This is a genomic window from Streptomyces sp. NBC_00237 (assembly GCF_026342435.1).
In the GTDB taxonomy this organism is placed as follows: Bacteria; Actinomycetota; Actinomycetes; order Streptomycetales; family Streptomycetaceae; genus Streptomyces.
Map to the genome: position 1 here is coordinate 137,918 of NZ_JAPEMT010000004.1, position 24,298 is coordinate 162,215.

Annotated in this window: 23 protein-coding genes; 17 read left to right on the forward strand and 6 right to left on the reverse strand. The window is 70.2% G+C overall.

What is annotated here, in order from left to right:
• Nucleotides 1-118 precede the first annotated feature (118 nt).
• From OG897_RS33075 to OG897_RS33105, 7 genes are all read left to right on the forward strand, one after another.
• Nucleotides 119-295, forward strand: coding sequence for a DUF6417 family protein (locus tag OG897_RS33075; protein WP_266662771.1), 177 nt, complete (start codon nt 119-121; stop codon nt 293-295).
• 462 nt (nt 296-757) lie between these two features.
• A complete protein-coding gene (locus OG897_RS33080; protein WP_266662773.1) occupies nt 758-1,438 on the forward strand; it encodes a HemK2/MTQ2 family protein methyltransferase in 681 nt (226 codons plus the stop codon).
• A 40-nt stretch (nt 1,439-1,478) separates the two neighbouring features.
• Nucleotides 1,479-1,667 carry a CDGSH iron-sulfur domain-containing protein gene (locus OG897_RS33085; protein ID WP_266663680.1) on the forward strand — a complete coding sequence of 63 codons (189 nt, stop codon included), beginning with the start codon at nt 1,479-1,481 and terminating at the stop codon, nt 1,665-1,667.
• Nucleotides 1,664-2,677 (forward strand): iron-containing redox enzyme family protein, encoded by a 1,014-nt coding sequence (locus OG897_RS33090; RefSeq protein ID WP_266662775.1) that lies wholly within the window; start codon nt 1,664-1,666, stop codon nt 2,675-2,677. Before OG897_RS33085 ends, OG897_RS33090 begins: the two co-directional genes overlap by 4 nt.
• 154 nt (nt 2,678-2,831) lie before the next feature.
• Entirely contained in the window at nt 2,832-3,740 is a 909-nt protein-coding gene (locus tag OG897_RS33095) for a MerR family transcriptional regulator (protein ID WP_266662777.1), read from the forward strand.
• A 270-nt stretch (nt 3,741-4,010) separates the two neighbouring features.
• Entirely contained in the window at nt 4,011-4,475 is a 465-nt protein-coding gene (locus OG897_RS33100; RefSeq protein WP_266662779.1) for a DUF6301 family protein, read from the forward strand.
• On the forward strand, nt 4,472-4,909 hold the full coding sequence (locus OG897_RS33105; RefSeq protein ID WP_266662781.1) for a hypothetical protein: 438 nt from the start codon (nt 4,472-4,474) through the stop codon (nt 4,907-4,909). The genes OG897_RS33100 and OG897_RS33105 overlap by 4 nt, the downstream gene beginning before the upstream one ends.
• Nucleotides 4,910-4,969: 60 nt before the next feature.
• On the opposite strand, the gene OG897_RS40895 is transcribed toward OG897_RS33105, so the two are convergent.
• Together OG897_RS40895 and OG897_RS33110 are read right to left on the reverse strand one after the other, a co-directional pair.
• Nucleotides 4,970-5,131: a carbohydrate-binding protein gene (locus tag OG897_RS40895; protein ID WP_323188136.1), complete on the reverse strand. Its 162-nt coding sequence runs from the start codon at nt 5,129-5,131 to the stop codon at nt 4,970-4,972.
• A 166-nt stretch (nt 5,132-5,297) separates the two neighbouring features.
• Complete coding sequence (locus OG897_RS33110; RefSeq protein ID WP_266662783.1) at nt 5,298-6,887, reverse strand: sigma-70 family RNA polymerase sigma factor; 1,590 nt, start codon at nt 6,885-6,887, stop codon at nt 5,298-5,300.
• Between the two features lie 179 nt (nt 6,888-7,066).
• Between OG897_RS33110 and OG897_RS33115 the strand changes: the two genes are divergently transcribed.
• The 5 genes from OG897_RS33115 (at nt 7,067) to OG897_RS40900 (ending at nt 12,333) form a co-directional block, all read left to right on the forward strand.
• Complete coding sequence (locus OG897_RS33115) at nt 7,067-7,510, forward strand: SsgA family sporulation/cell division regulator (RefSeq protein WP_266662785.1); 444 nt, start codon at nt 7,067-7,069, stop codon at nt 7,508-7,510.
• 68 nt (nt 7,511-7,578) lie between these two features.
• Nucleotides 7,579-8,103, forward strand: a complete 525-nt coding sequence (locus tag OG897_RS33120; protein ID WP_266662787.1) for a MepB family protein — start codon at nt 7,579-7,581, stop codon at nt 8,101-8,103.
• Between the two features lie 173 nt (nt 8,104-8,276).
• Nucleotides 8,277-8,918, forward strand: coding sequence for a hypothetical protein (locus OG897_RS33125; protein ID WP_266662789.1), 642 nt, complete (start codon nt 8,277-8,279; stop codon nt 8,916-8,918).
• A gap of 159 nt (nt 8,919-9,077) precedes the next feature.
• Nucleotides 9,078-10,550, forward strand: coding sequence for a PepSY domain-containing protein (locus OG897_RS33130; RefSeq protein WP_266662791.1), 1,473 nt, complete (start codon nt 9,078-9,080; stop codon nt 10,548-10,550).
• 238 nt (nt 10,551-10,788) lie between these two features.
• Nucleotides 10,789-12,333 carry an alpha/beta fold hydrolase gene (locus OG897_RS40900; RefSeq protein ID WP_323188137.1) on the forward strand — a complete coding sequence of 515 codons (1,545 nt, stop codon included), beginning with the start codon at nt 10,789-10,791 and terminating at the stop codon, nt 12,331-12,333.
• Between the two features lie 62 nt (nt 12,334-12,395).
• On the opposite strand, the gene OG897_RS33145 is transcribed toward OG897_RS40900, so the two are convergent.
• Nucleotides 12,396-12,785 (reverse strand): hypothetical protein, encoded by a 390-nt coding sequence (locus tag OG897_RS33145; RefSeq protein WP_266662793.1) that lies wholly within the window; start codon nt 12,783-12,785, stop codon nt 12,396-12,398.
• Between the two features lie 675 nt (nt 12,786-13,460).
• Here OG897_RS33145 and OG897_RS33150 point away from each other — a divergent pair.
• The 3 genes from OG897_RS33150 (at nt 13,461) to OG897_RS33160 (ending at nt 18,592) form a co-directional block, all read left to right on the forward strand.
• A complete protein-coding gene (locus OG897_RS33150; protein ID WP_266662794.1) occupies nt 13,461-15,206 on the forward strand; it encodes a PQQ-binding-like beta-propeller repeat protein in 1,746 nt (581 codons plus the stop codon).
• Nucleotides 15,207-15,219: 13 nt separating this feature from the next.
• Entirely contained in the window at nt 15,220-16,827 is a 1,608-nt protein-coding gene (locus OG897_RS33155) for a PQQ-binding-like beta-propeller repeat protein (RefSeq protein WP_266662795.1), read from the forward strand.
• Between the two features lie 121 nt (nt 16,828-16,948).
• Entirely contained in the window at nt 16,949-18,592 is a 1,644-nt protein-coding gene (locus tag OG897_RS33160) for a phospholipase D-like domain-containing protein (protein WP_266662796.1), read from the forward strand.
• A gap of 91 nt (nt 18,593-18,683) precedes the next feature.
• On the opposite strand, the gene OG897_RS33165 is transcribed toward OG897_RS33160, so the two are convergent.
• Together OG897_RS33165 and OG897_RS33170 are read right to left on the reverse strand one after the other, a co-directional pair.
• The gene (locus tag OG897_RS33165; protein WP_266662798.1) at nt 18,684-19,646 is read right to left on the reverse strand and encodes a hypothetical protein; all 963 of its coding nucleotides are present in this window, start codon (nt 19,644-19,646) and stop codon (nt 18,684-18,686) included.
• 194 nt (nt 19,647-19,840) lie between these two features.
• Nucleotides 19,841-20,761: an ornithine cyclodeaminase family protein gene (locus OG897_RS33170; RefSeq protein ID WP_266662799.1), complete on the reverse strand. Its 921-nt coding sequence runs from the start codon at nt 20,759-20,761 to the stop codon at nt 19,841-19,843.
• Nucleotides 20,762-20,916: 155 nt separating this feature from the next.
• Between OG897_RS33170 and OG897_RS33175 the strand changes: the two genes are divergently transcribed.
• Together OG897_RS33175 and OG897_RS33180 are read left to right on the forward strand one after the other, a co-directional pair.
• Nucleotides 20,917-21,603, forward strand: coding sequence for a GntR family transcriptional regulator (locus tag OG897_RS33175; RefSeq protein WP_266662801.1), 687 nt, complete (start codon nt 20,917-20,919; stop codon nt 21,601-21,603).
• 193 nt (nt 21,604-21,796) lie between these two features.
• Nucleotides 21,797-22,825: a proline racemase family protein gene (locus OG897_RS33180; RefSeq protein ID WP_266662803.1), complete on the forward strand. Its 1,029-nt coding sequence runs from the start codon at nt 21,797-21,799 to the stop codon at nt 22,823-22,825.
• A 34-nt stretch (nt 22,826-22,859) separates the two neighbouring features.
• On the opposite strand, the gene OG897_RS33185 is transcribed toward OG897_RS33180, so the two are convergent.
• Nucleotides 22,860-24,128 (reverse strand): MFS transporter, encoded by a 1,269-nt coding sequence (locus OG897_RS33185; protein ID WP_266662805.1) that lies wholly within the window; start codon nt 24,126-24,128, stop codon nt 22,860-22,862.
• Nucleotides 24,129-24,298: the final 170 nt, after the last annotated feature.

Here is a 24,298-nt window from a genome sequence, read left to right on the forward strand (position 1 = left end):
GCGCCCGTCGGCGCCTGCTCCCCGGGTGCGGCGGAACGTGTGAGAACGGGGGGAGGTGCGTGTCCAGAACACCGACGTGCCCGTTGAGAGGGCTGTGACACTTCCCGAATCAACCACCGTGCCGCAGCCCCTCCCCGCTGGGCCTGCCGCCACGCGCCTCGCCCTGTTCAGCCTGGACGAGGCCCACGATCTCCTGCGCCTGCTGCGCCTGATCGCTGCCGAAGACGACGAACTCGCCGCAGAAGCAGGCTGGTTCGCCACCCTCCTCACCGATCGCGTCCCTCCCGAGAACTAGAAGCAGTCAGTCTCCGCCCCGTCTCCCCGTCTTCCTTCGGTGAAGGCGGGGCGGAGGCTGGACGATCAGTGAGCCACGGCTCTCGTACTGTCCGTGCTGCGGGCGCGCAGGGCTCTTCAGACCCACGCCGACGCGGCGGCGCGATCCGCCCTCCTGTGCCGCGCCCCGTGCTGCTGCGGCAGCATCACCCTGCCCCCTCCACGCTCCGTGTCCGTCCCGCCCGCCAGCACCTTCGAGCGCGGTGAGGTGTGAGATCACCGGAGCGGGGCACTCCCAACAAGCTGCCGGCCCGATGCCGTGGCGAACCGATGAGCGGGGCAGACGTGCCACGAGTGGTGGCGCGTTCCTGGAGGGAGGAACGTGGAGAGGGAGTCCGGTGCCGCAGAACCTGGCGACACGGTGACCCTGGAAGGGGTCAGCGGAAGGCGTCGATACCTGTCGGCCAAGAAGGAGGGTGAGGTCGTGAGGCGGTCGGCCAGCCGACGAGAGACTGTCGCGATACAAGTGCCCGTCGGGGTGTACGCACCGCAGGACGACACCCGCCTGCTGCTCGCGGCGTTGCGCCAGGAGGCGCTGGGCCCGTCCTGCAGAGTCCTCGACATCGGCACGGGGAGCGGCGCACTGGCGATCGAGGCCGCCCGGCTCGGCGCCAGGGTGCACGCGGTCGACGTCTCCCGGCGCGCGGTTCTGGCCGCCCGATTCAATGCCTGGCGGCAGGGACAGTACGTCCGTGTGACGCGCGGGGACCTCGCGTCGGTGGCACCGGCGGGCGGGTACGACCTGCTCCTGAGCAATCCGCCGTACGTGCCCAGCCCGCAACCCGCCCCGCCCCGCAGAGGCCCGGCCCGGGCCTGGGACGCCGGGCCCGACGGCCGGGCGGTCATCGACCGGATCTGTGCGACGTCGCCGCGTCTGCTGCGGCCCGGCGGCAGGCTGCTGATGGTCCACTCCGCGCTCAGCGACACCCCGGCCACACTGCGGAATCTCGCCGCGCACGGACTGGAGCCCGAGGTGGTGGACAGGGTGCTCGTACCGTTCGGCCCGGTGCTGCGCTCCCGGCTCGGGTGGCTGCGTGACCAGGGCCTGCTGGACGCCGACGAGGACAAGGAAGAGCTGGTGGTCATCCGTGCCATACGCATCTGAGGGCAGGCCCGCGGAGTGCGGCGAGCCGCGCCGCACCCGTATCCGAGTGGACCGGCAGGGGCCCGAGGGGCCCGTCCTGGTCGAGGGGCCGGTGGAGGTGGTCGACGAGGACGGCAACGTAGCCGTCTCGGACCGCTTCCAGGTGGCACTCTGCACGTGCCGGCGCAGCCGTACCTATCCGTGGTGCGACACCAGCCACCGCAGGCGAAGCCGAGGAGAACACGCGTGAACGGGTTCAGGGAGCCCCGTGCGGTCGACCCCGCGCTGCCCGCCACCCGAGGTCCGCTCAGCGCGGGACTCGTCGAAGCCCTGCGCACCGGAGACCTTTCCGCACTGGCCCGTCCAGGCTCGGACACGGACCTCGATCCGTACGGTGAGGACCTGCAACTGAGCCTGTACGTCCTGTACGAGCTGCACTACCAAGGCTTCGTCGGAGTGCACGAGGACTGGGAGTGGGATCCGGACCTTCTGGCACTTCGAAGGGAACTGGAGCGGCGGTTCCTGGCCGTCCTGCGGGCACAGACGCCAGGCGGCACCGATGTGGCCGCAACGCTGTCGGACCTGTCGGTCGAGCCGACCGGGCAGGACCCGTCGAGCGTCAGCCACTTCCTGCAGACCGAGGGGACCTTCGAGCAGCTTCGCGAGTACGCCGCTCTGCGGTCGCTCTACCACCTGAAGGAAGCGGATCCGCACGCGTGGGTGCTGCCCCGCCTGTACGGGCGGGCCAAGGCCGCGATGGTGGCCGTCGAGTATGACGAGTTCGGCGCGGGCCGCTCCGAGGACGTCCACGCCCGCCTCTTCGCGGACCTGATGCGGGACCTCGGCCTGGAGACCGCCTACGGCCACTACCTCGACGCGGCACCCGCACCGGTGCTCGCCACCGTCAACCTGATGTCCCTGCTGGGCCTGCACCGGTCCCTGCGGGGCGCGCTGGTGGGGCACTTCGCCGCCGTGGAGATCACCTCTCCCCCGGGATCGCGACGGCTGGCCCGGGCCATGCGGCGTCTGGGAGCGGGATCGGCGGCCCAGCGCTTCTACGACGAACACGTGGAAGCGGACGCCGTGCACGAACAGGTGGTGCGCCGGGACGTCGTCGGAGGACTCCTGGAACACGAGCCGCACCTCGCACCGGACGTGGTGTTCGGCGTAGCAGCCACCGACCTTCTCGAAGGACGGCTGGCCAGGCACGTACTGGATGCTTGGCGAGCGGACCGCAGCGCACTGCGCGAGCGCCTTTAGGCACGCACCCGGCGATGTCACTGCGCCGGGGCTCGGCGCGGCCGCGCTCCCGGAGCAGGCGGACGCCGTGAGCGGCTCCTCGGCTCGCGAGCCCCGGGCCCGCGAGCCTCGGGCTCTTGAGTCTCCAGCGGCTGGAAGGTCCAGGATCTCGTTCATGGAAGACGAACGCCCCGACGTACTCACCATCGGCCGCCTCGCACACCGCACCGGAGTTCCGGTGCGCACCCTGCGTTTCTGGTCGGACGAGGGAGCGATACCCCCCGTGGGCCGCTCCGCGAGCGGCTACCGGCTGTACGCCGCCGAGGCCGTGGCCCGTGTCGAACTGGTCCGTACGCTGCGGGAGTTGGGCCTCGGGCTCGACGACGTGTGCCGCGTCCTGAGCGGCCGCACCACCGTCGCCTCGGTCGCCGAAGCACATGTGACCGCGCTCGACGCGCAGATCCGCTCGCTCAAGGTGAGCCGGGCCGTCCTGTCCACCGTAGCGAAGCGTGGTTCGACCACTGAGGAGACAGCACTGATGAACCGGTTGGCACGGCTCTCCGCCGCCGAACGCACGCAGATCGTCGAGGAGTTCAAGGAGGAGGTGTTCGGCGGCCTCGACGATCCCCGTCTGCGCGACCGCCTACGCACCTACCGCATCGAGTTGCCCGACGACCCCACACCCGACCAGGTCGACGCCTGGATCGAACTGGCCGAACTGGTGCGGGACCCCGGATTCCGCGCCCGGTTGCGCACGTGGATGGAGCTCAACACGCCCGTCCCGGGCCAGGACGCTCCCCCTGGGGCGTCCGTCTGGTGGGCCCGGCAGATCGTGCAGACCGTCGCCGAGGCCAGAAGGGACGGGGTCGCTCCCGGAGGGCCGGAAGCGGCCGAGGTGCTGTCCGAACTGTTCCGTGACGCCGACCGGGCCGCCGTGCTGCGCAGCCTGGAGGCCGGGATCGAAGCCGGGGCGGAACGCTACCGCGGGCTCGTCGCCCGCGTGCGCGGACAGCATGCGTCGCCCGACGCGACCGAGGAACTGCAATGGCTGGCGCGAGCTTTGCGCGCCTCGGAACACGGCTGACCGGAACACGGCTACCGGAATCGGCGCCCCCGAGGGCCCTCGTCGATCCCCTCCGCCGTGTCGCCCTCCTAGTCACCTCTCCTAGTCGTCCTCCGAGTCGTCTGTCAGACCCGTGTGTCAGGATCGACGGAGATCTGTGGGGTGCGGGATGGGCCGCTTCGAGGGCGAGGGGAGGCGGGGGGCGGATCCGCGAGGATGCCGCTTCTCCGGTCGCGTATGACGCAATGGCATGCGTTGGGTGATGCCGAGGTGGTTCAACTGGCGCTACGAATGCGGTCGTTGGAATGCACCTGGGAGCTGGGTGCGACGCCGAGTTCGCGGCGGTCGCCGACGTTCCTTCGGCGGGGGCTGGTGATCTGGCCGAGGTGGGACCTGCTCGACACCGGGCTGGCGAGAAGCAGTCGCGAGGCGGCCGATTGGGCGCGGGTGCAGGAAGAGAAGATGGTGGAGCGCATTCGGCTGCGCCTGACCGACTACGACTTCACGGGGCAGTGGGACCGGACCCTGGACGCGTTCGCCAGGATGGCCGACGCGCTCTGCGACGCCCTGGGCGAGCCGACGGTGCGCAAGCCCGGCTCGCCCGCCGAGATTCACTGGGCGGCCGGTGACGAGACCACCCTGCTCCTTGAGCACGCGGGAAGCTGCGTGTACCTGGAGCTGGTGACCGACAAACGGCTGTCGCTCGACGAGGAGCTCCGGCAGCTGACCGAGGACGAAGAGGAGGGGCGGCTGTGACGGGGTGGGAAGGTTTCGGCGAGGGGCTCGCCGAGCAACTGAGCACACTGGCTTCGGGATCGGTACTGATCATCAGGGAGAAGGGTCCGGAGGGCCGGTTCGTACAGTTCCTCCAGACCGATGCGAAGTTGGAGGCCGAACTGGTCGGCGACCACTACCTCGATCCGGCCGCGCGGGCCGGAGAGTCCGGGTCCCGGCTGATCGCCGAGGCGGGCTGGCAGCCATCCGAAGACACCGTCTCCAGCCACAACTGGGAGACGTGGCTGGGCTGGCCGTCACCGTCGGGCGACTACCGCCGACTGGCGCGGATGGCCGTGACCGGACTGCGCGACGGTCTGCGGATCACCGGTCCCGAGACCCTGCTCTACGAAGCCTGGGAGCGCGGAAACCGCCCCCTCCGGCTACCCCTGCTGGGTCTCGCCGCCAAGCCCTGAAGCCCTGAAGCCCTGCCAGACGGTGACGGCGTGGGAAGAGACTGGCGCGGGAAGGGACTGTCAGGTTTCGTACCGCTTCCAGAGCTTAACGGCGCTCTTGGGGTTGTTCGCCGAGTTGGACTTGTGTGCCACCAAGCAGAGGTAGTGCTTGCCGTTGAGGGACGTGCGGTCGTTCACCACGTACTGCTTGTTTACTTTCCACGCCGAAAAACCTGCGGCCATGCGATGGTCCCCTTCCCACGATCGGCACGCTGCCGACCTCGGAAATCATCCCACGGGCGGGTGACCCGTGGGCCCTCCGGCCGCTCGTCGGGGTCACCCCGCTCCGAAGCAGAGTGCAGATGAACCCGCGCGACACCTGCCGACTGCCCCTGGTGGGTGTCCGGCCTTAAGGCAGGCGACAGATCCAGACAGGACCGACCCATGGTCGGCAGATCGGCTCAGGCGGGGGCGTGGGCTCAACCGGCTCCGGTTCGACCGGGGTGGGCACGACCGGGGTGGGCACGACCGGGGTGGGCTCCACGGGCGTCGGCTCCACCGGAGTAGGCACAACTGGCGTGGGTTCCACGGGCGTCGGCTCCACGGGTGTCGGCTCCACCGGAGTGGGCACAACTGGCGTCGGCTCCACCGGCTTGGGCTCCACGGGTGTCGGCTCCACCGGAGTGGGCACAACTGGCGTCGGCTCCACCGGCTTGGGGTCCTCCGGCTTGGGGTCCACCGGCTTGGGATCCTCCGTCCGCACCGGGGCCATCGCCTCCGCCTCTGTCGGTGCGGGCGCCTCGGGCCGGGGCGCGGCCGGATCAGGTTCGTCCGGGGACTGTTGGACCGGGATCAAAACGGGTGCCCGCTCCTGTCGCGGCTCCGGAGCGCGGGGCATCTCCTCGGCCACCGGTTCCTGCTCCGGCCGCGTGGCCGGGATCTCGGGCAGGGCGGCCGGGGACTTCAGCCTGGGTGCGGGCACCCCGCCCTCCACCGTCGCCGTGCCGTGCTGCGGCACCGGCGCGTCCGCACCGCCGAGTACCAACCCGACCGCGGCGGCGGCCACCGATACGGCCACCGCACCAAGCACGGTCGCGGAAACCTTCGAGCCGCCCGTGAGGACGTGACGTACCGCGCGCAGCGACTCACCCCCGTGCCCACCTGCCACTCCCGACGTCGAAGCCGATGCCGATGCGACAGCGGCTGCACCGGCCGTCGGCACCAGGAACTTGGCCGCGCCACCCAGCACGAAGATCAGCAGTGCCGGTCCCACCAACGCGGGCAGCCTCGTATTGGCCTGCATGAGTACGGCGAGCCGGTCCCGGCAGTCCGCGCAGTCGCCGAGATGCCGCTGGAGCTTGTCCGACTGGCGCTCGGAGTCCATGCCCCGCACATGGGCGGGTATCCGCTCCCAGTGCGCGTCACAGGCCGGGTTCACGGGCGTTCCGGGGTACGCCCGCAGAAAAGCCTGCCGCATCCCCTCCCGCGCCCGGTGCAGCAGCACCGCCGTGGCACCGCGCCCGGCGCCCACCTCCCTGGCCACCGCTTCCAGCGGCCGGTCCTCCGCCTCGGCCAGCCAGAGCACCTTCACCCATCGCTCGGGCAGCTGCTTGAGGACGCGCGCCAGCAGGTCCACCGAGGCGATCCGGGTGCCGGGATCGTGGTCGGCGCCCGTGGCGTCGACGGGCTCGGCGCCCCACGGCCCGTGGGTGTCCTGCGGGTCCTGCGGGGATTCCCTGCTGCTGCGACCGACCGTCGTGGCGAGATTGCGCACCGTGGTCGTGAGGTAGGCCGGGACGTTGTCGACGGAGTGCCCGGCGGACAGGCGCCGCCAGACCCGGAAGTGCGCTTCGGCGACCAGATCCTCGGCGAGCCAGGGGTTGCCGGTCAGCGAACGCGCGTAGGCGACGAGTTGCGGCTGCTGCTCCTCGTAGATCTGCGCGTACGAGGCGGCGGCCGACGCAGCGGCGGTCGACACGGCGATGGGGCCGTCGGGCATGGCAGAACACTCCTGTCCCACTACGAGGGATTGGATGAGTTCGAAAGCTTAAGTATCGAATGTCCGCTTTAGGGACCCTTGTGGTGCAGGTCACATCAACTGCTCGCCGAATCGCCGTAATGGAATCCGGCCACCGGAGGTCGTAGGGGCACAGGAAACACGCAGAAGTGGAGCCGATCATGACCATCGCCGCATTCGATCAGCCGACCCGTGCCCGCCTGATCACCTCGGAACAGCCGGAACAGCCGGAACAGCTGGAGCAGTACGAGACGGCTGTGCCGGTCGTTCTCCACTACGACGCGAACGACCCCTTGGCCGTCCGCGCCACCTTCGCCGCCGAAGCCTCGCTCGACGGCACTCCGGTGAGCTGGACGTTCGCCCGCGAGCTGCTGAATGCGGGGCTGCGCGCCCCGTCCGGCAGCGGTGACGTGCACATCTGGCCGTGCGGCAGGGCGCAGGTCGTGGTGGAGCTGCATTCACCGGACGGTCTGGCCCTGGTGCAGTTCGACACGGCCGTCCTGCGCCGCTTCCTGCTGCGCTCGTACGCGATCGTGCCGGCCGGGCACGAGGATCTGGGCCCCGGCCTTGAGCGCGGGCTCTCCGCATTGTTCGGTGGGGTCTGACGCGGCGGACTCGGGCTTTCCAGGACGCGGACCACGGCCCCGAGGCCGGGTGATGACAGGATGGCGGCATGGTGACGCATCAGCCGTGGACCGGGCTTCACGACGATCTACTGGCAGCGCAGGCGCTGGTGTACGCCCCGAGCGGATTCGTTTGCTCGCAGCCGGCGCCCGAACCGGAGAGTGCCGAGTACGCGGCTTACGGGTTCACGCTCGACGGCCGGGCGGTTCGGTTTCGCGTGGCCAAGACCACCCCGACGAAGGTGGGACAGTTCGTCACCGTGTGGCAGCGGTCCGACGAGGGGCCGATCCGGCCCTTCGACGCCGACGACGGCGTGGACCTCTTCGTCATCAGCAGCCGCGACGACGTCGGCTTCGGACAGTTCGTGTTCCCGCGCGAGGTGTTGTGCGAGCGCGGCATCGTCTCCCGCGACGGCTCCGGCGGGAAGCGCGGATTCCGCGTCTATCCGCCGTGGGTGACCACGACCAACCGGCAGGCCCGCAGCACCCAGGCATGGCAGGCGGACTTCTTCTTCGACCTCGGCCGGGACGGCCCCGCGGATCCGGTGCGCGCCCACGCCCTCTACCACCCGTAGGCGCGGACGGGGCGACCCGAGGCACCTGGTGCCGACCCGGGGCACCCGGGCCCTGCCCTCATGCCGACGCCCGCATCCGCCGTGCAGGCAGGTGGCCTGAGCGGGCTCCGCCGGATCGTCGCCCAGCCGGTCGGGGTACTTCAGCCGGTGCGGGCAACGGTTATCTTGTGGCGGTGCACAGACCGGGAAGCTGGCTGAGGCGGACCCGGGGCGGGCTGGCCTGTGCTTCCGCATGCCTGCTGCTGGGCGCACTGAGCCATGTCGCCGCCGGCGGCATTCTGCCCGGTCCGGGGCCGCTCGGCGTGCTCTTCGTCGCGTTGGCCCTCCTGGGAAGTGCCCTTTTCGGCGAGCGGCGGTACCGCTTCGACATCGTCACTCTGACGCTCGGCGGAACCCAGTTCGTCCTGCACCTCGCCTTCCACCGCCTGACCATGCCGGACCCGGACCGGCGGGCACCACACATGGCAGACGGCGGCGGCCCCGCGCACCACGCGATGGGCGGCCACCACGCGGGCGCGATGTCGGCCGAGGCGGCCTCCCACAGCGCGGGGCACTCGATGGGCGTCGCGATGACGGCGGCGCACGCTCTCGCCACGCTCGGCACGGCCCTGTGTGTCATCCACGGGGAACGGGTCCTGCGGCGACTGGCCACCCTTGTTCTGCCGCGCTGTCTCCTCGCCGTCTTCCCGGTGGCGCGACCGGTGCCCCCGGAGATCTCGCCAACGCCACCACCCGCCGCCGTCCGCGTCCGTTTCGGCGTACTCCTCGCCAGTTCCTGCCTGCGCAGAGGCCCTCCCCGAGTGATGCACGGCTGATCGCCCGACACGCGATCACGACACCCGCCCATCACGGCGGCCCCTTCACTCACCGGCTTCTCCGCACGCGCGCAGCGATGTCCCGCGTGCGCTTCCCCAGAGGGATCACGGATGTCTTCCGCCAGAGAGCACGCCCCACCGACCGATGCAAGAGAACCGATGGATCCGGTAGATCGGATAGATCGAATAGATCAGATAGATCCGTCAGATACGGCAGGGCCGACAAGCCCCTCCCCGGAAACCGCCCCTCCGCCCACCGGACGCTCCTGGCAGGGAGTACGGGCGTTGCTGACCCGCCTGCACTTCTACGCCGGCGTGTTCGTCGCACCGTTCCTTCTCGTGGCCGCCCTCACCGGCCTCCTCTACACCTTCACCCCCCAGCTCGACCAGCTCGTCTACGGGGACAAGCTGCGCGTCGAGCAGGCGGGCGAGCAACCGCGTCCGCTGGCGGACCAGGTGGCCGCCGCCCGCACCGCGCATCCGGAAGGCACGCTGGCCTCCGTGATCACACCGCCCGGGCCCGAGGACACCACCCGCGTGGTGCTGTCCGTGCCCGAACTGGGTGACAAGCAGCGGACCGTCTTCGTGGACCCCTATACCGCCGAGGTCCAGGGCGAACTGACCACGTGGGCCGGGTCGACACCCCTGACCACCTGGCTCGACGACCTGCATCGCAACCTGCATCTGGGCGAGACCGGACGCCTCTACTCCGAGGTCGCCGCCAGCTGGCTCTGGGTGATCGCCGCGGGCGGCCTCATCCTGTGGCTCGGCCGCAGCCGGGGGCAGCGGGCGAAGTCGGTACGGGGTGCCGTACTGCCCGACCGCTCCGCCCGTGGTGTGCGGCGCACCCGCAGCTGGCACGCGGCCACCGGCGTGTGGCTCGCCCTGGGACTGTTCTTCCTCAGTGCCACCGGCCTGACCTGGTCGAACCATGCTGGTGAACGGTTCGGGCAGTTCCTCGACGCGATCAAGGGGAGCGCGCCGAAACTGGACCCGCGCCTTCCCGGCGCGCCGCCCCCGGCAGCGGACGGAACCGGGGAACACGCCGGTCACGGGGGTGCCGGGCAGAGCGCCGCAGTGGATCCGGCCGACTTCGACAAGGCCCTCGCGGTGGCCCGTGAGGCGGACCTCGGCGGAACCGTCACCCTGACGCCTCCCGCCGAAACGACCAGCGCGTGGGTGGTGGCGCAGAACGACAACGTCTGGCCGGTCCACTACGACAAGGTCGCCGTCGACGCCGCCACGGGAGAAGTCACCTCGCGCGTCCGGTGGGCGGACTACCCCCTGACGGCCAAGCTCAGCAAGCTCGGAGTCCAGGGCCACATGGGCGTGCTGTTCGGACTCGTCAACCAGATCGTGCTCGCGCTCGTCGCGATCGGGCTGATCCTCGTGACGGTCTGGGGCTATCGCATGTGGTGGCAGCGGCGGCCCACTCGCGGGGACAAGCGCGCGGTCGTGGGCAAGCCCCCGGCGAGGGGGGTCTGGCGACGGCTGCCACTGTCCGTACTGGTACTGGGCGTTCCCTTGGCCATCGCCATCGGCTGGGCGCTGCCCGTCCTGGGCGTGACCCTGCTCGGGTTCCTCCTGATGGATGTGACCACCGGCTCGGCCGGGCGGCGACGGAGTAAGTGACCGACCGTGGGAGGGCGCGATGCGACGCGCCCTCCCACCTCGGAGCGCCCGACAGCGGCGGGCAGCGCCAGAACGCGTCGGCCACGCACGGATCGCCTCAAGCCGCATCCCCCTTGTGCCGCTGGCAGTGACGGCCGACCCGCACCCACTCCTACATCTAATGCCACACCAAACCATTGACCCATTAGGAGTCCGCCCGCTATAACTAATGCATCAACACCACGAGGGGGCATGTGACATGACGACGCACAGCACGGCAGGCACCGAGGTCACGCGAACGGTCCACCGCTTCGTGGAGGTGGACGGGGTCCGGGTCTTCTACCGGGAAGCCGGCCCCACCGACGCGCCAACGCTGGTACTGCTCCACGGATTCCCGTCCGCCTCGCACCAGTTCCGGCGGCTGATCGACACTCTCGGCACCCGTTACCACCTGGTCGCTCCCGACTACCCCGGCTTCGGTCACACCGAGGCTCCCGAGGACTTCACGTACTCCTTCGAAAGCCTCACTGACGTCATGGAGGGCTTCGTCGAAGCTCTGGGACTGGGCGCGGACGGGTTCGCGCTCTACACCTTCGACTTCGGCGGCCCGGTCGGCATGCGACTGGCCGCCCGGCACCCCGAGTGGATCAACGGGCTGATCGTGCAGAACGCCAACGCCTACGCCGAGGGCCTGTCCGACCTCGCCCTGGGCCTGACCGCGAACCGACCCGGCGTACCGGGAGCCGAGGAACGGGTCCGCGAGATCCTGACGCTCCCCGTCACCCGGAGCCAGTACGAGGGCGGCACCGGCGACCCCTCCCTGATCGCCCCCGACGGCTGGACCCTGGACCAGCATTTCCTCGACCTGCCGGGCCGCAAGGAGGCCCAGGTCGCACTGGCCCTCGACTACCACTCCAACATCGACCGCTACCCGGTCTGGCAGCAGTGGCTGCGCGAGCACCGTCCGCCGACTCTGGTGCTGTGGGGCCGCGGTGACGCGTTCTTCCCGGAGGCCGGGGCGCACGCCTATCTGCGCGATCTGCCCGAGGCGCAGGTGCACGTCTTCGACACCGGCCACTTCGCGCTGGAGGAGAAACTCCCCGAGATGGCTCCCCTGATCGCCGCATTCCTCGACGCGTCCGCACGCCCCACTGACACCATGAGCGCCACAGACACCACGAACCCCGCTGACGTCAAGAAGAGGACACCCATGAGGATCGCGATTGTCGGAGCGAGCGGAAACCTCGGCGGTGCCGTCGCGGCGGAGGCCGTCTCACGCGGCCACCAGGTCACACCGCTCGGTCGTGCCACCACCGATGTCAGCGACCCCACCGCCCTGGCCGAGGCCGTTGCGGGGCACGACGCCGTGGTGGTCGGCGTCAAGGGTCCTGACCACCTGGTGCCGAGGAGCGCGCAGGCTCTGCTGAAGGCACTGCCGGATGCCGGGGTCTCCCGGCTGGTGTTCCTGGGCGGTGGCGGCAGCCTGGAGTACGCACCGGGCGAGCGGTTCGTCGACGCACCCGGTTTCCCCGCCGCGTACCTGGAGACAGCGCGCGACCAGACCGAGGCCCTCGACCTGCTGCGCGCCGCGCGGACGCCGGTCGAGTGGACCTACGTCAGCCCGCCGCCGATGCACCTGGTTCCCGGACCGAAGACCGGCTCCTTCCGGGTCGAGGCCCGGGACACCCCGATTGCCGACGCCGACGGCGAGAGCCGCATCTCGGTGGGCGACTTCGCAGCCGCGGTCCTGGACACGCTGGAGCAAGGCACCTTCGTCCAGGAACGGATCACCGTCGGCTACTGACGGGCCCGCCCTGCCCCGCCCCGGCCGGACCGGGGCGGGGCAGGGCTGCTCGGCCGTACAGGTCAGCCGGGTTGGCAGTCGGAGGGCTTGGTGCTCTGCACCGCGTCCAGCTTGCTCCGCCATTCCCAGCTGGTGCTCCGGTCGCCCGTCCAGATGGTCCGGTAGAGACACTGGCCGGGCCCGGTCCAGTGAAGGGCGTAGACGGCGACATCGGCGTTCGACTCGAAGGAGGCGGCCTTCCTGTGCACCGCTTCCGGTACGTCGACGTAGCCGAACGGGCGGTAGCACCAGCTCGCCCCGGCGTAGTTGGGTTCGGAGTAGAAGCAGACGTCTCCCGGCGCCGCCGCCCGATCCGGGGCGGGCAGGGCACGGGCGTCCGCGGCGGACGCCGGGGCAGCGGTCAGGAACGCTGAGGCGATGACGAGAGCGAGAGCGGCGGCTCGGCGATGCATGTCGGCAGATCTCCCAGAGGATGCAGGGGTGTTGTGCACGCCGATCTCCCCAGGCGTCGCCGCAGCCATGCACTCTGCCACCCGCAACGGTGAGTAGTCGTACCGCAGGTACGGGCGCATGCGGTCCAGCGTCCCGTGTCGGCGGCTTGGCCCCAGTGTCCAGCCCGGGGGACAACTCCTCGGACGGGTCGTCACTCCTACCGACGCACTGCTCCAGTCACTCACCATGGGCCGAACTCCCCAGAGTCCACGCGGGCCCAACTCCGCTGGATTCCCTGAGTGTTGATCCTCACCGTGATCGCGATCACGCTTTGCTTCCTGCGCGGTACGAAGGCTTACGTCGAGAGGTATCGTCCCTCCGGGCCCGGACTGCCCTCCCCAGAATCGGCTGACAGCAGGTGGCACGGTGATCGACGTACACAGCACCTTCCGGCCCGACTGCTTCGGCGGCCGTCACCCCGGCTGTCCGGCCTCCGGCAACCACGGCCGCTTCAGCGGCCCGGAGGTGAACGCGAGGGTCGACGCAGCCAACTCCGCTCGGGACCCCAGCAGGGCAGGCGCCCCGTGGTCCCGCGTGAACGAAGCGGTGACGGCGAAGGCAGCGGCGGGGGCGGTGGCGGCTCACCCGCCGCATACGGCAGATGGTCAGCGCACCGTACGAAGGGAAGAGCACGGATGACTCACCCGCCCAGCCAGCCGCCGCCGGAGGGTTTCGGCGTGCCGCAGGACCCTTCTCACGGGGCTCCGCAGGGCCTGCCGCCGCACCCCCGCCAGTCCGGTTACGGACCCCCGCAGGCGCCCGGCCTGCCCGGTCCGTACGCTTCCCGGCCCGGCTCCTACGGCGGGCCGCCGGTCACACCGGTGCCCGAGTCCCCCGGCCCGTACGGCAGTCGGCTCAATCCCCACGGCGGCCAACCCCCGCAGCAACTCCCGGGTGCCCCCACTCTGCCCGGCGGTGGCAGCGGTGGCGGCGGCTGGTTCAAGGGCAGGCGCGCAGCGATCGTCGGCGCGGTCGTGGCGGCTCTGCTCGTGATCGGCGGCGGTGTCTGGTTAGCGGTCGGCGGCAAGGCCAAGACCCCGCCGGAGGCCAGACCGGGCCAGGACGCCAAGACCTCAGCGCCGCCTTCCGCCGGTCAGGGAGCGGGCAGTGACCCCGGCGGCGGCCAGCACGAGGACCTCAACGCAGGGCGCAAGCCGGGTGAGGCCAAGGTCAACTGGCTGCTCAGGAATGACGTGGACCTGCCCGGCAAGGGTGCCGACGTGTTCGGGCCGTGGGTCGTCGGCGACACCGTCGTCGTGGGCGTCCACGAGTCCGTCACCGGCCACTCGGCGGTCGACGGCACACGCAAGTGGGCCCTGGCCATGCCCACCGGGCTGTGTGCCGCTCCCCCGGCGCCCGCCGGAAACGGCACCATCGTCGTCGGCGTCAACAAGCCCGGCAACCGCGAGAAGTGCACCGGGCTCCAGCAGATCGACCTGCGGAGCGGGCAGGCGGGCTGGAAGAAACCGATCCCCAAGGATGCGAACTCCCCCCTGCCCTCCGACATCACGCTGACCATCAGCGGCGGCACCGTGACCGTGGCCGGTGGCCAGCAGTCCTTCGCCTTCTCCCTCGCCGACGGGCAGCAGTTGTGGGGCAGGCGCGCGCAGGGCAGCTGTCAGCCGAACGCCTTCGCGGGAGGGCCGAGGCTGATCGCCGCCGCCTCGTGCCCGACGAGCGACCCCAACCAGGTACAGAACGAGGTCAGCGAGGTCGACCCGGTCACGGGCAGAATCAAGTGGGCCTACCGGCTCGACCTCGGCTGGAGGGTCGAGAAGGTCTACTCGGTCAGTCCGCTCGTCCTCTCCGCGTACCAGCGCGACGACAGCAACACCAAGAAGCGGGCCGTCCTCGCACTGACCGACGCGGGAAAGCTCCGCTCTCGCATCCAGGTCGGCGACGACACGTACGAACCCACGTGCACCGGTACGTTCGCGGCCAAGGCCGAGGGCCTGGAGGACTGCACCGGTGTCGCCGCCGACACGAACACCCTCTACCTGGCGACCGACTCCAGCGCCAGCCGCACCGCGAACGCCGTCGTGGCCTTCGACCTGGACACCGGCAAGCCCAAGTGGCGTGCTGCGGCTCCCACCGGGCGCACCATGACACCGCTCCAACTGGGGACGGGCGGCGATCTCCTGCTGTACCTGGCAGCCTCCACCGACAGGGGCGGCTCGGTCGCCTCCCTCCCTCCGACGGGCGGCGCGCCGAAGGTGCTGCTCCAGCATCCGGCGTCGACGGCGCCGATCGAGAGCACTTTCTGGAAAGCGCGCTACGTCTACGCGAACGATGCCTTCTACCTTGCCAACAGCTCCGTCTCCACCGCGATCACGGACGCCGAGGAGAAGACGAAGAAGATCGTGATGGTGTTCGGCAAGTGAGAGGTACACACTCATGACGCAGCCGCCTCCGTACCCGAATCCTTCCCCCCACCAGCCCCCGGAAGGGTTCGGCCCACCCCGGCAGGCCCCACCCGGCGCGTTCGGCCCACCCCGGCAGGCCCCACCCGGCGCGTTCGGCCCGCCGCCCCCCGGCCCCGGCGGCGGCAGGAAGCTGACCACGCGGATGCGGGTCGTCATCGCCGCGGCGGTCGCCGCAGTGCTGATCATCGGTGGAGGGATCTGGTACGCGAACAGCGGCCAAGGCGGGCAGCGGAACGCTGCCGACGGCGCGTCCGGCCCGCCAGGGAACGGCGGGGGCGGAAAGGCGGCCGTGGACGGCCCGGGCAAGGAGAAGGCGCCCCCGAGCACCCGGTCCAGGGTGGCCTTCCAACTGCCCGAGCCCGTCGTCACCGACGACACGAAGGTCACCGGCTCCTGGCTGACCGACACGGTGTACGTCAAGACGGGCGTCACCTCGATCAGCGGGTACGACATCACCAACGGCACCCCCCTGTGGACGATCCCGCTGCCGGGCCAGCTCTGCGCGGCCTCGCGCCACACGTCCAAGGACAACAGGACCGCGATCGCCTTCGAGGCAGGCAAGCCCGGGACGACGAAGGACATCGTGCCCTGCACCGAAGTCGGTGCGATCGACCTCACCACGGGCAGACTCCTGTGGAGCACGTCCGTCACGGGTGACACGACCGGTAACGAGAAGGTGCGGTTCGACGAGGTCACGCTGAGCGGGAACACCGTCGCCGCCTCCGGCGAAAAGGGAGGCGCCGCCTGGGACTTGACCGACGGCAGGCAACTGTGGAAGCCCCGGAGCAACACCGAGAAGTGCGCCGACGAGGGATACGGCGGCGGCGAGGCGCTCGTGGCGGTCCGCAGGTGCGGTCCGTACGAGAACCGGTACGTGGAGATCCAGAACGTCAACACGGCCACGGGCACACCGATTTCGACGTTCAGAATGCCCAGGGGCTTCGACTACCCGTCGATCGTCTCCACCAGGCCGCTGGTCGTCGCCGCCAAGCTCAGCAGCGCCTCGGGCGGCGGCTCGGGCATCTCGGACTTCTTCTCGATCGACGAGAAGACCGGCAAGCTCAGGACCATCATCCCCGCGCCGGCCGACCGGTACGCGGCGGACTGCCCCTTCGACGAGGTGGACGGTTGTCACGGTGCGGTCGTCGGCAACGGCAGGATCTACCTCCCCACCAAGGAACACCAGGTCGGCACGGCACAGTTCCCCCGGACCAACGAGATCGTCTCGCTCGACCTCACCACGGGGAAACCGACCTCCGACAAGGCGGACGCGGGCGAGCGGCACGAGATGTACCCGCTGCGTATGGACGGCGGCAACGTCATCGCGTACAGAGCTCCGCTGGCCGGCGAGGGCAGCAGGCAGATCGTCAGCATCGACGGTGCCGTCTTCCAGCCGGTGCCCCTGCTGGAGAGCCGGGTCTGGGGAAGCGCGCACGGCAAGGAGTGTGCCTTCTCCTCCGGCGCGGAGATCCTCTACGCCCACGGCCGCCTGTTCATGTCCGGCCGGATGATCGGCAAGCCCCGGAAGTCCTCGACCGACGAGAAGAAGTGTCTGGCCATGGCGTACACGACCGGCTGACACGTGAGGACCAGGGGGTGTTTTCGGCCGGAGGCGTCGGCGGGCGGTCCGACGCCTCCCCTACTCGTTGGTAGTCTCCGAAAGTTGATCTTGAGGGTGCGCCCGTCGGCGCCTACCAGAAATGCGAACCGAATTGATCCACCGTCAGTTGAGCCGTCGTGTCCGTCTCACCGGCCGCCTCGCCGCCTGCTCACTCATCCTGTCCGCACTCCCCGCCGCCCCCGCTCTCGCAGCCTCCGCAGCCCCCGCCGGGGCATCGGCGACTCCGCACCTGGACGCCGTGGAGCAAGCGCTGCGCGAGGTCTCGCCCGGCCTTGAGGGCGGCGTCTGGGAGCGCACCTCGGGCAACCGGCTCGACTCCTCCGCTCTCGATGCCTCCGACTGGCTGCTCCAGACCCCCGGTTGCTGGGGCGACGACAAGTGCACCGACCGGCCCGGCACCGAGCGCCTGCTCGCCAAGGTGACGGAGAACATCGCCAGGGCGACGGGCACCGTCGACATATCCACGCTCGCCCCGTTCCCCAACGGCGCCTTCCAGGACGCGATCGCCGACGGCCTCAAAGCGTCGGTCGCCTCGGGCAACAAGCTCAAGGTCCGCGTCCTCGTCGGCGCGGCGCCCATCTACCACCTCAACGTGGTGCCGTCGAAGTTCCGCGACGAACTGACCGCCAAGCTGGGCGACGCGGCCGCGAGCATCACGCTGAACGTGGCGTCGATGACCACCTCGAAGACCGCCTTCTCCTGGAACCACTCCAAGCTGCTCGTCGTCGACAACCAGTCGGTCGTCACCGGCGGCATCAACAGCTGGAAGGACGACTACCTCACCACCACCCACCCGGTGACCGACGTCGACCTGGCGCTCACCGGCCCCGCCGCGAAGTCCGCGGGCTCGTACCTGGACACGCTGTGGTCCTGGACCTGCGCGAACAAGAAGAACGTCGCCTCCGTCTGGTTCGCCTCCTCCAAGGGCGCCGACTGCATGCCGTCCCTGGCCACGGGCACCGCCACCCCGAAGCCCACCGGGAACGTCCCCGTCATCGCCGTCGGCGGCCTCGGCGTCGGCATCAAGGACAACGACCCGGCGTCCGGCTACCGCCCGACCCTGCCCACGGCAGCGGACACCAAGTGCGTCGTCGGGCTGCACGACAACACCAACGCCGACCGCGACTACGACACGGTCAACCCCGAGGAGAGCGCCCTGCGCGCCCTGGTCGCCAGCGCCCGCGACCACATCGAGATCTCCCAGCAGGACCTCAACGCCACCTGCCCGCCGTTGCCGCGCTACGACATCCGGCTCTACGACGCGCTCGCCGCGAAGATGGCCGCGGGCGTGAAGGTACGCATCGTGGTCAGCGACCCCGCCAACCGGGGAGCGGTCGGCAGCGGCGGCTACTCGCAGATCAAGTCCCTCAACGAGATCAGCGACACCCTGCGCGACCGCCTCGCCCGGCTGACCGGCGACAAGACCGCCGCCCGCACGGCGATGTGCTCCACCCTCCAGCTGGCCACCTTCCGCAGCTCGGCCGGTGCCACCTGGGCCGACGGCCACCCGTACGCCCAGCACCACAAGCTGGTCGCGGTCGACGACGCGGCGTTCTACATCGGTTCGAAGAACCTGTACCCGTCCTGGCTCCAGGACTTCGGTTACGTGGTGGAGAGCCCCGAAGCGGCCGCCCAGCTGAAGGAGAAGCTGCTCGCGCCGCAGTGGAAGTACTCGCAGGCGACGGCCACGTTCGACCACGAGCGCGGCGTCTGCCAGTCCTGAGACGCACGAGGTGCCCGGTGTGCTTCCGCAACCGCGGTCCGCGCGAACACCCCGGGCACCTCCTCCACCGCGACCTGACCGCGAGGGCCCGTCAGGCGGTGCAGTGCTTCTGCGCATCCAGGCGCACCTTGCGGCCGGTGAATTCCTCCAGTACGGCGATGTTCTGCGGGGCGTAGTTCGTCGCGGTGATCCGGTCGGCGTCCCGGCTGCCCAGCTTGCCGGTGTAGGGCGCGGACTTCTCCAGCCAGTAGGCCGTCCGCAGGAACTGTGTCAGGACCAGGTCGCGCAGCGTGGGTTCGGCCTTGATCCTGGCCCAGTAGTCGGGGTGCTTGTCCTTGGCGACGCGCAGGTAGAGCAGCAGGTACCGCAGGTTGGTGGCGGCGATGTCGCGGGCATTACTGGCGCCGACTCCCTTGATGTACTCCTGGAGCACGGTCACCGCGGGCAGCCCGGTCAGCCCGGCGTTCTGCTCCGCCAGCACCCCCTGGAGGCGGTACGTCCCCTGGGTCCTGTCGCGCAGATAGATGTCGTCCATGGTGGAACTGAGGCTGTCCTTGATCAGCGGCAGGATCTCCTTGCGGGGGAAGCCGCCGTGCAGGGGCACCGCCAGCGCCTGCCGGCCGCCGTTGATCCAGGCCGCGGTGCGCACGTCCCAGTCGGTTCGGGACGGGTCGAGGTCCCACATGTGGGTCTCCTCGTGGATCGCCACCATCATCGATTCGGCGAACCCCTCGAAGCTCCGCCTGTCCACGAACTGGTTCCAGTACTGGTCGTTGGCCTGGGCGATCGCCAGCGCCTCTCCGCTGGGCCAGCGCCGCTTGTACATCGCCTGGAGGGTCCGCATCCAGTTCGAGGAGTTGAAGGACGCCTTGAGGTCGCTCAGGTCGGCATTGGGCTGCGACGGTTCGTCGTAGCAGTAGGGATCCGGGACGCGTATCTGCCGGGTGTCACCCGAGGGGACGGTCTCGGCGGGACCCGAGGCGACTGCGGTGCCCGTTCCCAGGGCCAGGGCAAGACACACGGTCAGCAGGCGGAAGGAGACTCTACGGCTCACGAGGACCTCATCTCGAAGCGGTCGTACGCAGGCACGGCAGGCAGGTCGCCGCACCGCCCGGCACTGACCACGCAACCTAGGACTCCGCACGCCCCGCGCCTACTGTCATCCACCTCATACCATCCGGATATGGGCTCCCGAACGTGAACTTCACGGGCCCCAGGTGCCCCGCCGCACCGGGGCCGTCACCGGTCTCACGTCAGGAACTTGTCGGCCAGTATGCGGGCGACGGCCCAGTCCTGCATGGCCACGCCGACGGTCTTGAAGACCGTACGACCGCCCGGCAGCGCCTCGGCGGCGGACAGGGCGGTGCCCAGTTCGGTCAGGCTGGCTTCCGTGAGGGCCCCGGTCTTGAGGGCGTGCAGGATCTCGCCGGACTCTTCGAGGATCGCCTCGCGCTCGTCGATCACCACAGTGCTGTCGGCGAGGAGGCCGTCGGGCAGCTCACGCATGGTGGGGCGGAAGGCGCCGATGGCGTTGACGTGGACCCGGGCGGGCAGGGCTTCCTCGGTGAAGAGCGGACTGGTCGCGGGAGTGGCGCAGCAGACGATCTCCGCATCGCCGACTGCCGTCTCGGGATCGTTGGCGGTACGGATCCGGGTCGCGGGCAGTTCGGGAGCGAGCATCCGGGCAAGGGCTTCGGCGCGCCGGACGTCGGTGTCCACCACGGTCAACTCGCGCAGGGGGCGCACCGCGTGGACGGCACGGACCTGATCGGGGGCCTGGCCGCCCGCACCGATGAGGGTGAGCCGGCCCGCGTCGGCGGGGGCGAGGAGGTCGGTGGCGACGCCTACGGCCGCACCGGTGCGCAGGGTGGTGACGGCTCCGGCGTCCGCGATCAGGGTGTCCGTGCGCCTGGTTTCGGTCCACACCACCGTGCCGGCGATGGCAGGTGTGCGGTCGAAGTTGAGGCTCAGCGTTTTGGTCATGGCAGAGCCGCTCGCCCGGTGGTGGGCGTTCATCACCAGGAACTGGCCGTCGCGCATGACGGTGCGGGTGGGCATCTCGAACTCCCCGGCGGCCAGGCCGATGAATCCGTCGCGTACCGCGTTGATGGCCTCGCGCATGGTGACGGCTTCGCGGACCTCGTCCGCTGAGAGGGTGACGGTCTGCATGGGATCTCCGCATCGTCGGTGGAGGGGTTCGTCGGGTCCGTCGTCGGCCGCCCGAACGGCGACAGGAAGTCAGTAAGGTATTACACCTTACAGAGCTGCTCCCGATCGGGAAGAGGGCCGACCGAGGACGGGCGGCCCTGTGTTATGCATAAGGCGTGACCGATTCCCGACCTGCCGCCGCGCCCACCACTCGCCTGAGGTCCGTCAGCCTCCGCGAGCAGGCCCGAGAGGAGCTGCGGGCCCGGATCACGCTCGGACAGATCGAGCCGGGCAAGGTCCGCAGCGTGATCAGCATCGCCGAGGAACTCGGGGTGTCCATCACTCCCGTGCGCGAGGCGGTGATGGACCTGGCGAATCAGGGCATGGTCGAGGTCATCCGCAACCGGGGTTTCAGGGTGCCGCAGCTCAGCGAGCACGACCTGGACGAGATCTTCCGTATCCGTACGCTGCTGGAGGCTCCGGCGATGGCGGACGTGGTACGGGTACTGGGCGGTGCCCGGGTCCCGGAGTTCCGGCGGCTTGCCGAGGAGATCACCTCGGCAGCCAGGAAGGGCGACCTGGCGGCGTTCCTGGACAAGGACCGGCAGTTCCACCTCGGGCTGCTGGAGCTGTTGGGCAACGGCCGTCTGGTGGCGATGGTTGCCCAGTTGCGCGATCAGGCCCGGATGCGGGGGCTCCAGAAGCTGGCGGACCAGGGCGAGTTGACCCAGTCCGGCGAGGAGCACATCACGCTGATCGATGCGATCGAGGCCGGACAGGCCGAGCTCGCGGTGGAGTTGATGCGCGATCACCTCGCCCACAGCCGGGGCATCTGGGCCGGGCACGCGGAGCCTGCTTCCTGAACGTCCCGCAAGGGGCCGGGAGTTCGGCGTGCGGCCCGCCCCGGGTCCTCGCGGTGCACACCCAGCCGTTGACTGGTGTTGGGTAATGTATTACACCTAACTCGCCGGACGGTGAGAACCGGACAGTGAGCATCCGCATCCCTTTGGCCGTGCGGCGTGGTGGTACGGCAGACCAGTGCGCAAGGAGACATCCATGCCCGGACAGCAGGGCTTCAGCATCAGCACCGTCGACTACCACACCGGCGGCGAGCCCTTCCGTATCGTCAGCGACCCGCTCGTCGCCATCGAGGGGACCACCGTCGCCGAGCGCCGCGTCTTCGCCATGGCCGACCCGGAGGTCGACCGCCTGCGGAGGCTGCTGTGCTGCGAACCTCGTGGGCATGCCGACATGTACGGCGGTTTCATCACTCCGCCCGACGACGAAGGCGCCCACTTCGGAGTGCTGTTCTGGCACAAGGACGGCTTCTCCACGGCCTGCGGCCACGGCTCCATCGCACTCGCGGCGTGGGCCGTGGGGAGCGGCCTCGTCGCACGCGACCCTTCCGGGACGACCACCGTCGTCATCGACGTCCCCTCGGGACGCGTCACCCTGCGGGTGCGGAGCGACGGCGACAGGATCACCGGGATCGACTTCGTCAACGTGCCCAGCTACCGCCTCGCGGAGAAGGTCGCCCTGGCCACCTCCCGGGGTGACGTCGTCGTCGACATCGCCTACGGCGGCGCCATCTACGCCCATCTCGACGCAGCCGCCGTCGGACTGACCGTGACACCCGAGCACTACACCGACCTCATCGGCATCGGGCGCGAGGTGAAGTGGGCACTGAACGAGACCGCCCACGCCCGCCACCCCGTCGACGACCGCCTCAGCGGCATCTACGGCACCATCCTCTACGAAGACCTCGGCACCGACTCCGACGGCAATCCGCACCAGCGCAACGTCACCGTCTTCGCCGACGGCCAGGTCGACCGCTCCCCGTGCGGTTCCGGCACCTGCTCGCGGGTCGCCGTGCTCGCCGCGACCGGCTCTCTCACCTCGGGCCAGACCCTCGTCCACGACTCCCTCGTAGGCAGCCGCTTCACCGCTCGCATCGCCTCGGAGCTGAGCGCGGACGGCTACCGGGCCGTCATTCCCGAGGTCACCGGGACCGCCTACCGCACCGGCGAGCACCGCTTCACACTCGACCCCGACGACGACCTCGGCACCGGGTTCGTCCTCCGGTAGCAGAATCCGTACGGCGTCCTGGGCCCTGACGCGCTCAGGCGAAGTCCCGGCGGCGGCCCGCCTTGGCCGTGAGCAGGTAGAGCGGCGGCAGGACGGCTGCCGCGCACACCGCCGACAGAGCTGTGTGCGTTCCCGCGTACGTGGCGAGCAGGCCGGCGGTGAGGGCGCCGACGGGCTGGGCGCCCCAGGAGACGAAGCGGACGGTGGCCATGACGCGGGAGAGGAGCTCGGGCGGCGACTCCGTCTGACGGTAGGTGCGGGTGGTGATCGAACCGATGACGACGCCGAAGGCGAAACCGGCGTTGCCGAGGGCGAACCAGTAGGCGTCGGCGGCGGACGTGGTCAGCGGGATCAGGGCCGCGGCCGCGACGCCGCCTGCCAGCGAGGCCCCGACGACCCCGCGCGCGGTGCCGAACCGCCGGGTGATCCGTACCGCCAGCGAGGATCCGGCGAGTGCGCCGACTCCGTCCATGGCGAGCACCAGGCCGAGTTGGGCGGGCGTCAGCCCGGCCTCGCGGACCAGGTAGAGGGGGGTGAGGGCGATCAGCGCGGCGCAGACGAAGTTGGTGGCGGTCGCCCAGAGCATGCAGGGCAGCATCACCGGGTGCCGGGTCACGTACCGCCAGCCCTCGCGGATCTGTCGCCCTGCGCTGTCGCCGGTACGGGGCGCGGGGCGGCGTTCGGGGAGGGTGCGCAGCAGTACGGCGGAGACGAGGTAGCTGGCGGCGTCCACGAGGAGCGCACCCACCGGGCCTGCGGCCTGGACGAGGAGGCCGCCTACGGAGGGGCCGCCGGTCTCGGTGACGGCATCGGTGCCGGACATCAGGCTGTTGCGCGCGGCGAGTTGCTCGGCCGGGACGACGGCCGGCAGGAACGTCGAGTTCGCTATGTCGAAGAGGACGGTCGAGGCGCCGGTGACCAGAGCGGCGAGCAACAGATGGGCGTAGGTGAGCCCGTCGAACCACCAGGCGAGCGGCAGGGACCCGAGGGCGGCGAACCGTACGAGATCCAGGGTGACTTGGAGACGGCGCAGTGGTACGCGCTGGGCGACCACGCCCGCCGGAAGGCTGAGCAGCAGCCAGGAGATCTGACCGGCGGCGGCGAGGAGGGTTGCCTGGAGGGCGGTGGCGTCGAGGACGACGAGGGCGACCAGGGGCAGGGCGAGTGCGGTGACGGCGGTGCCTGCGTGGCTGACGGTGGAGGCGGCCCAGTAGCGCCAGAAGTGGGCGGAGGGGGCGGCCGGTTGGTGCGGGGGCTCGGGGCTGGGGCGGACGCGCCCCGGGACTGTCGGGGTCTCGTTCATACGACGCCCTTCTCCGGCGGACTCCAGTGAGTCTCTTTTAGGAACTTACTCGGACCAGTGAGTTTCTATCGGGAACTCACCCCCTGGCGCAAGACGATTCCGACAACTCCACGTCGTAGCCGCACGACGGCTGCATCCGCGCGACGGCTGGATCGGCGTCCGCACGTCGC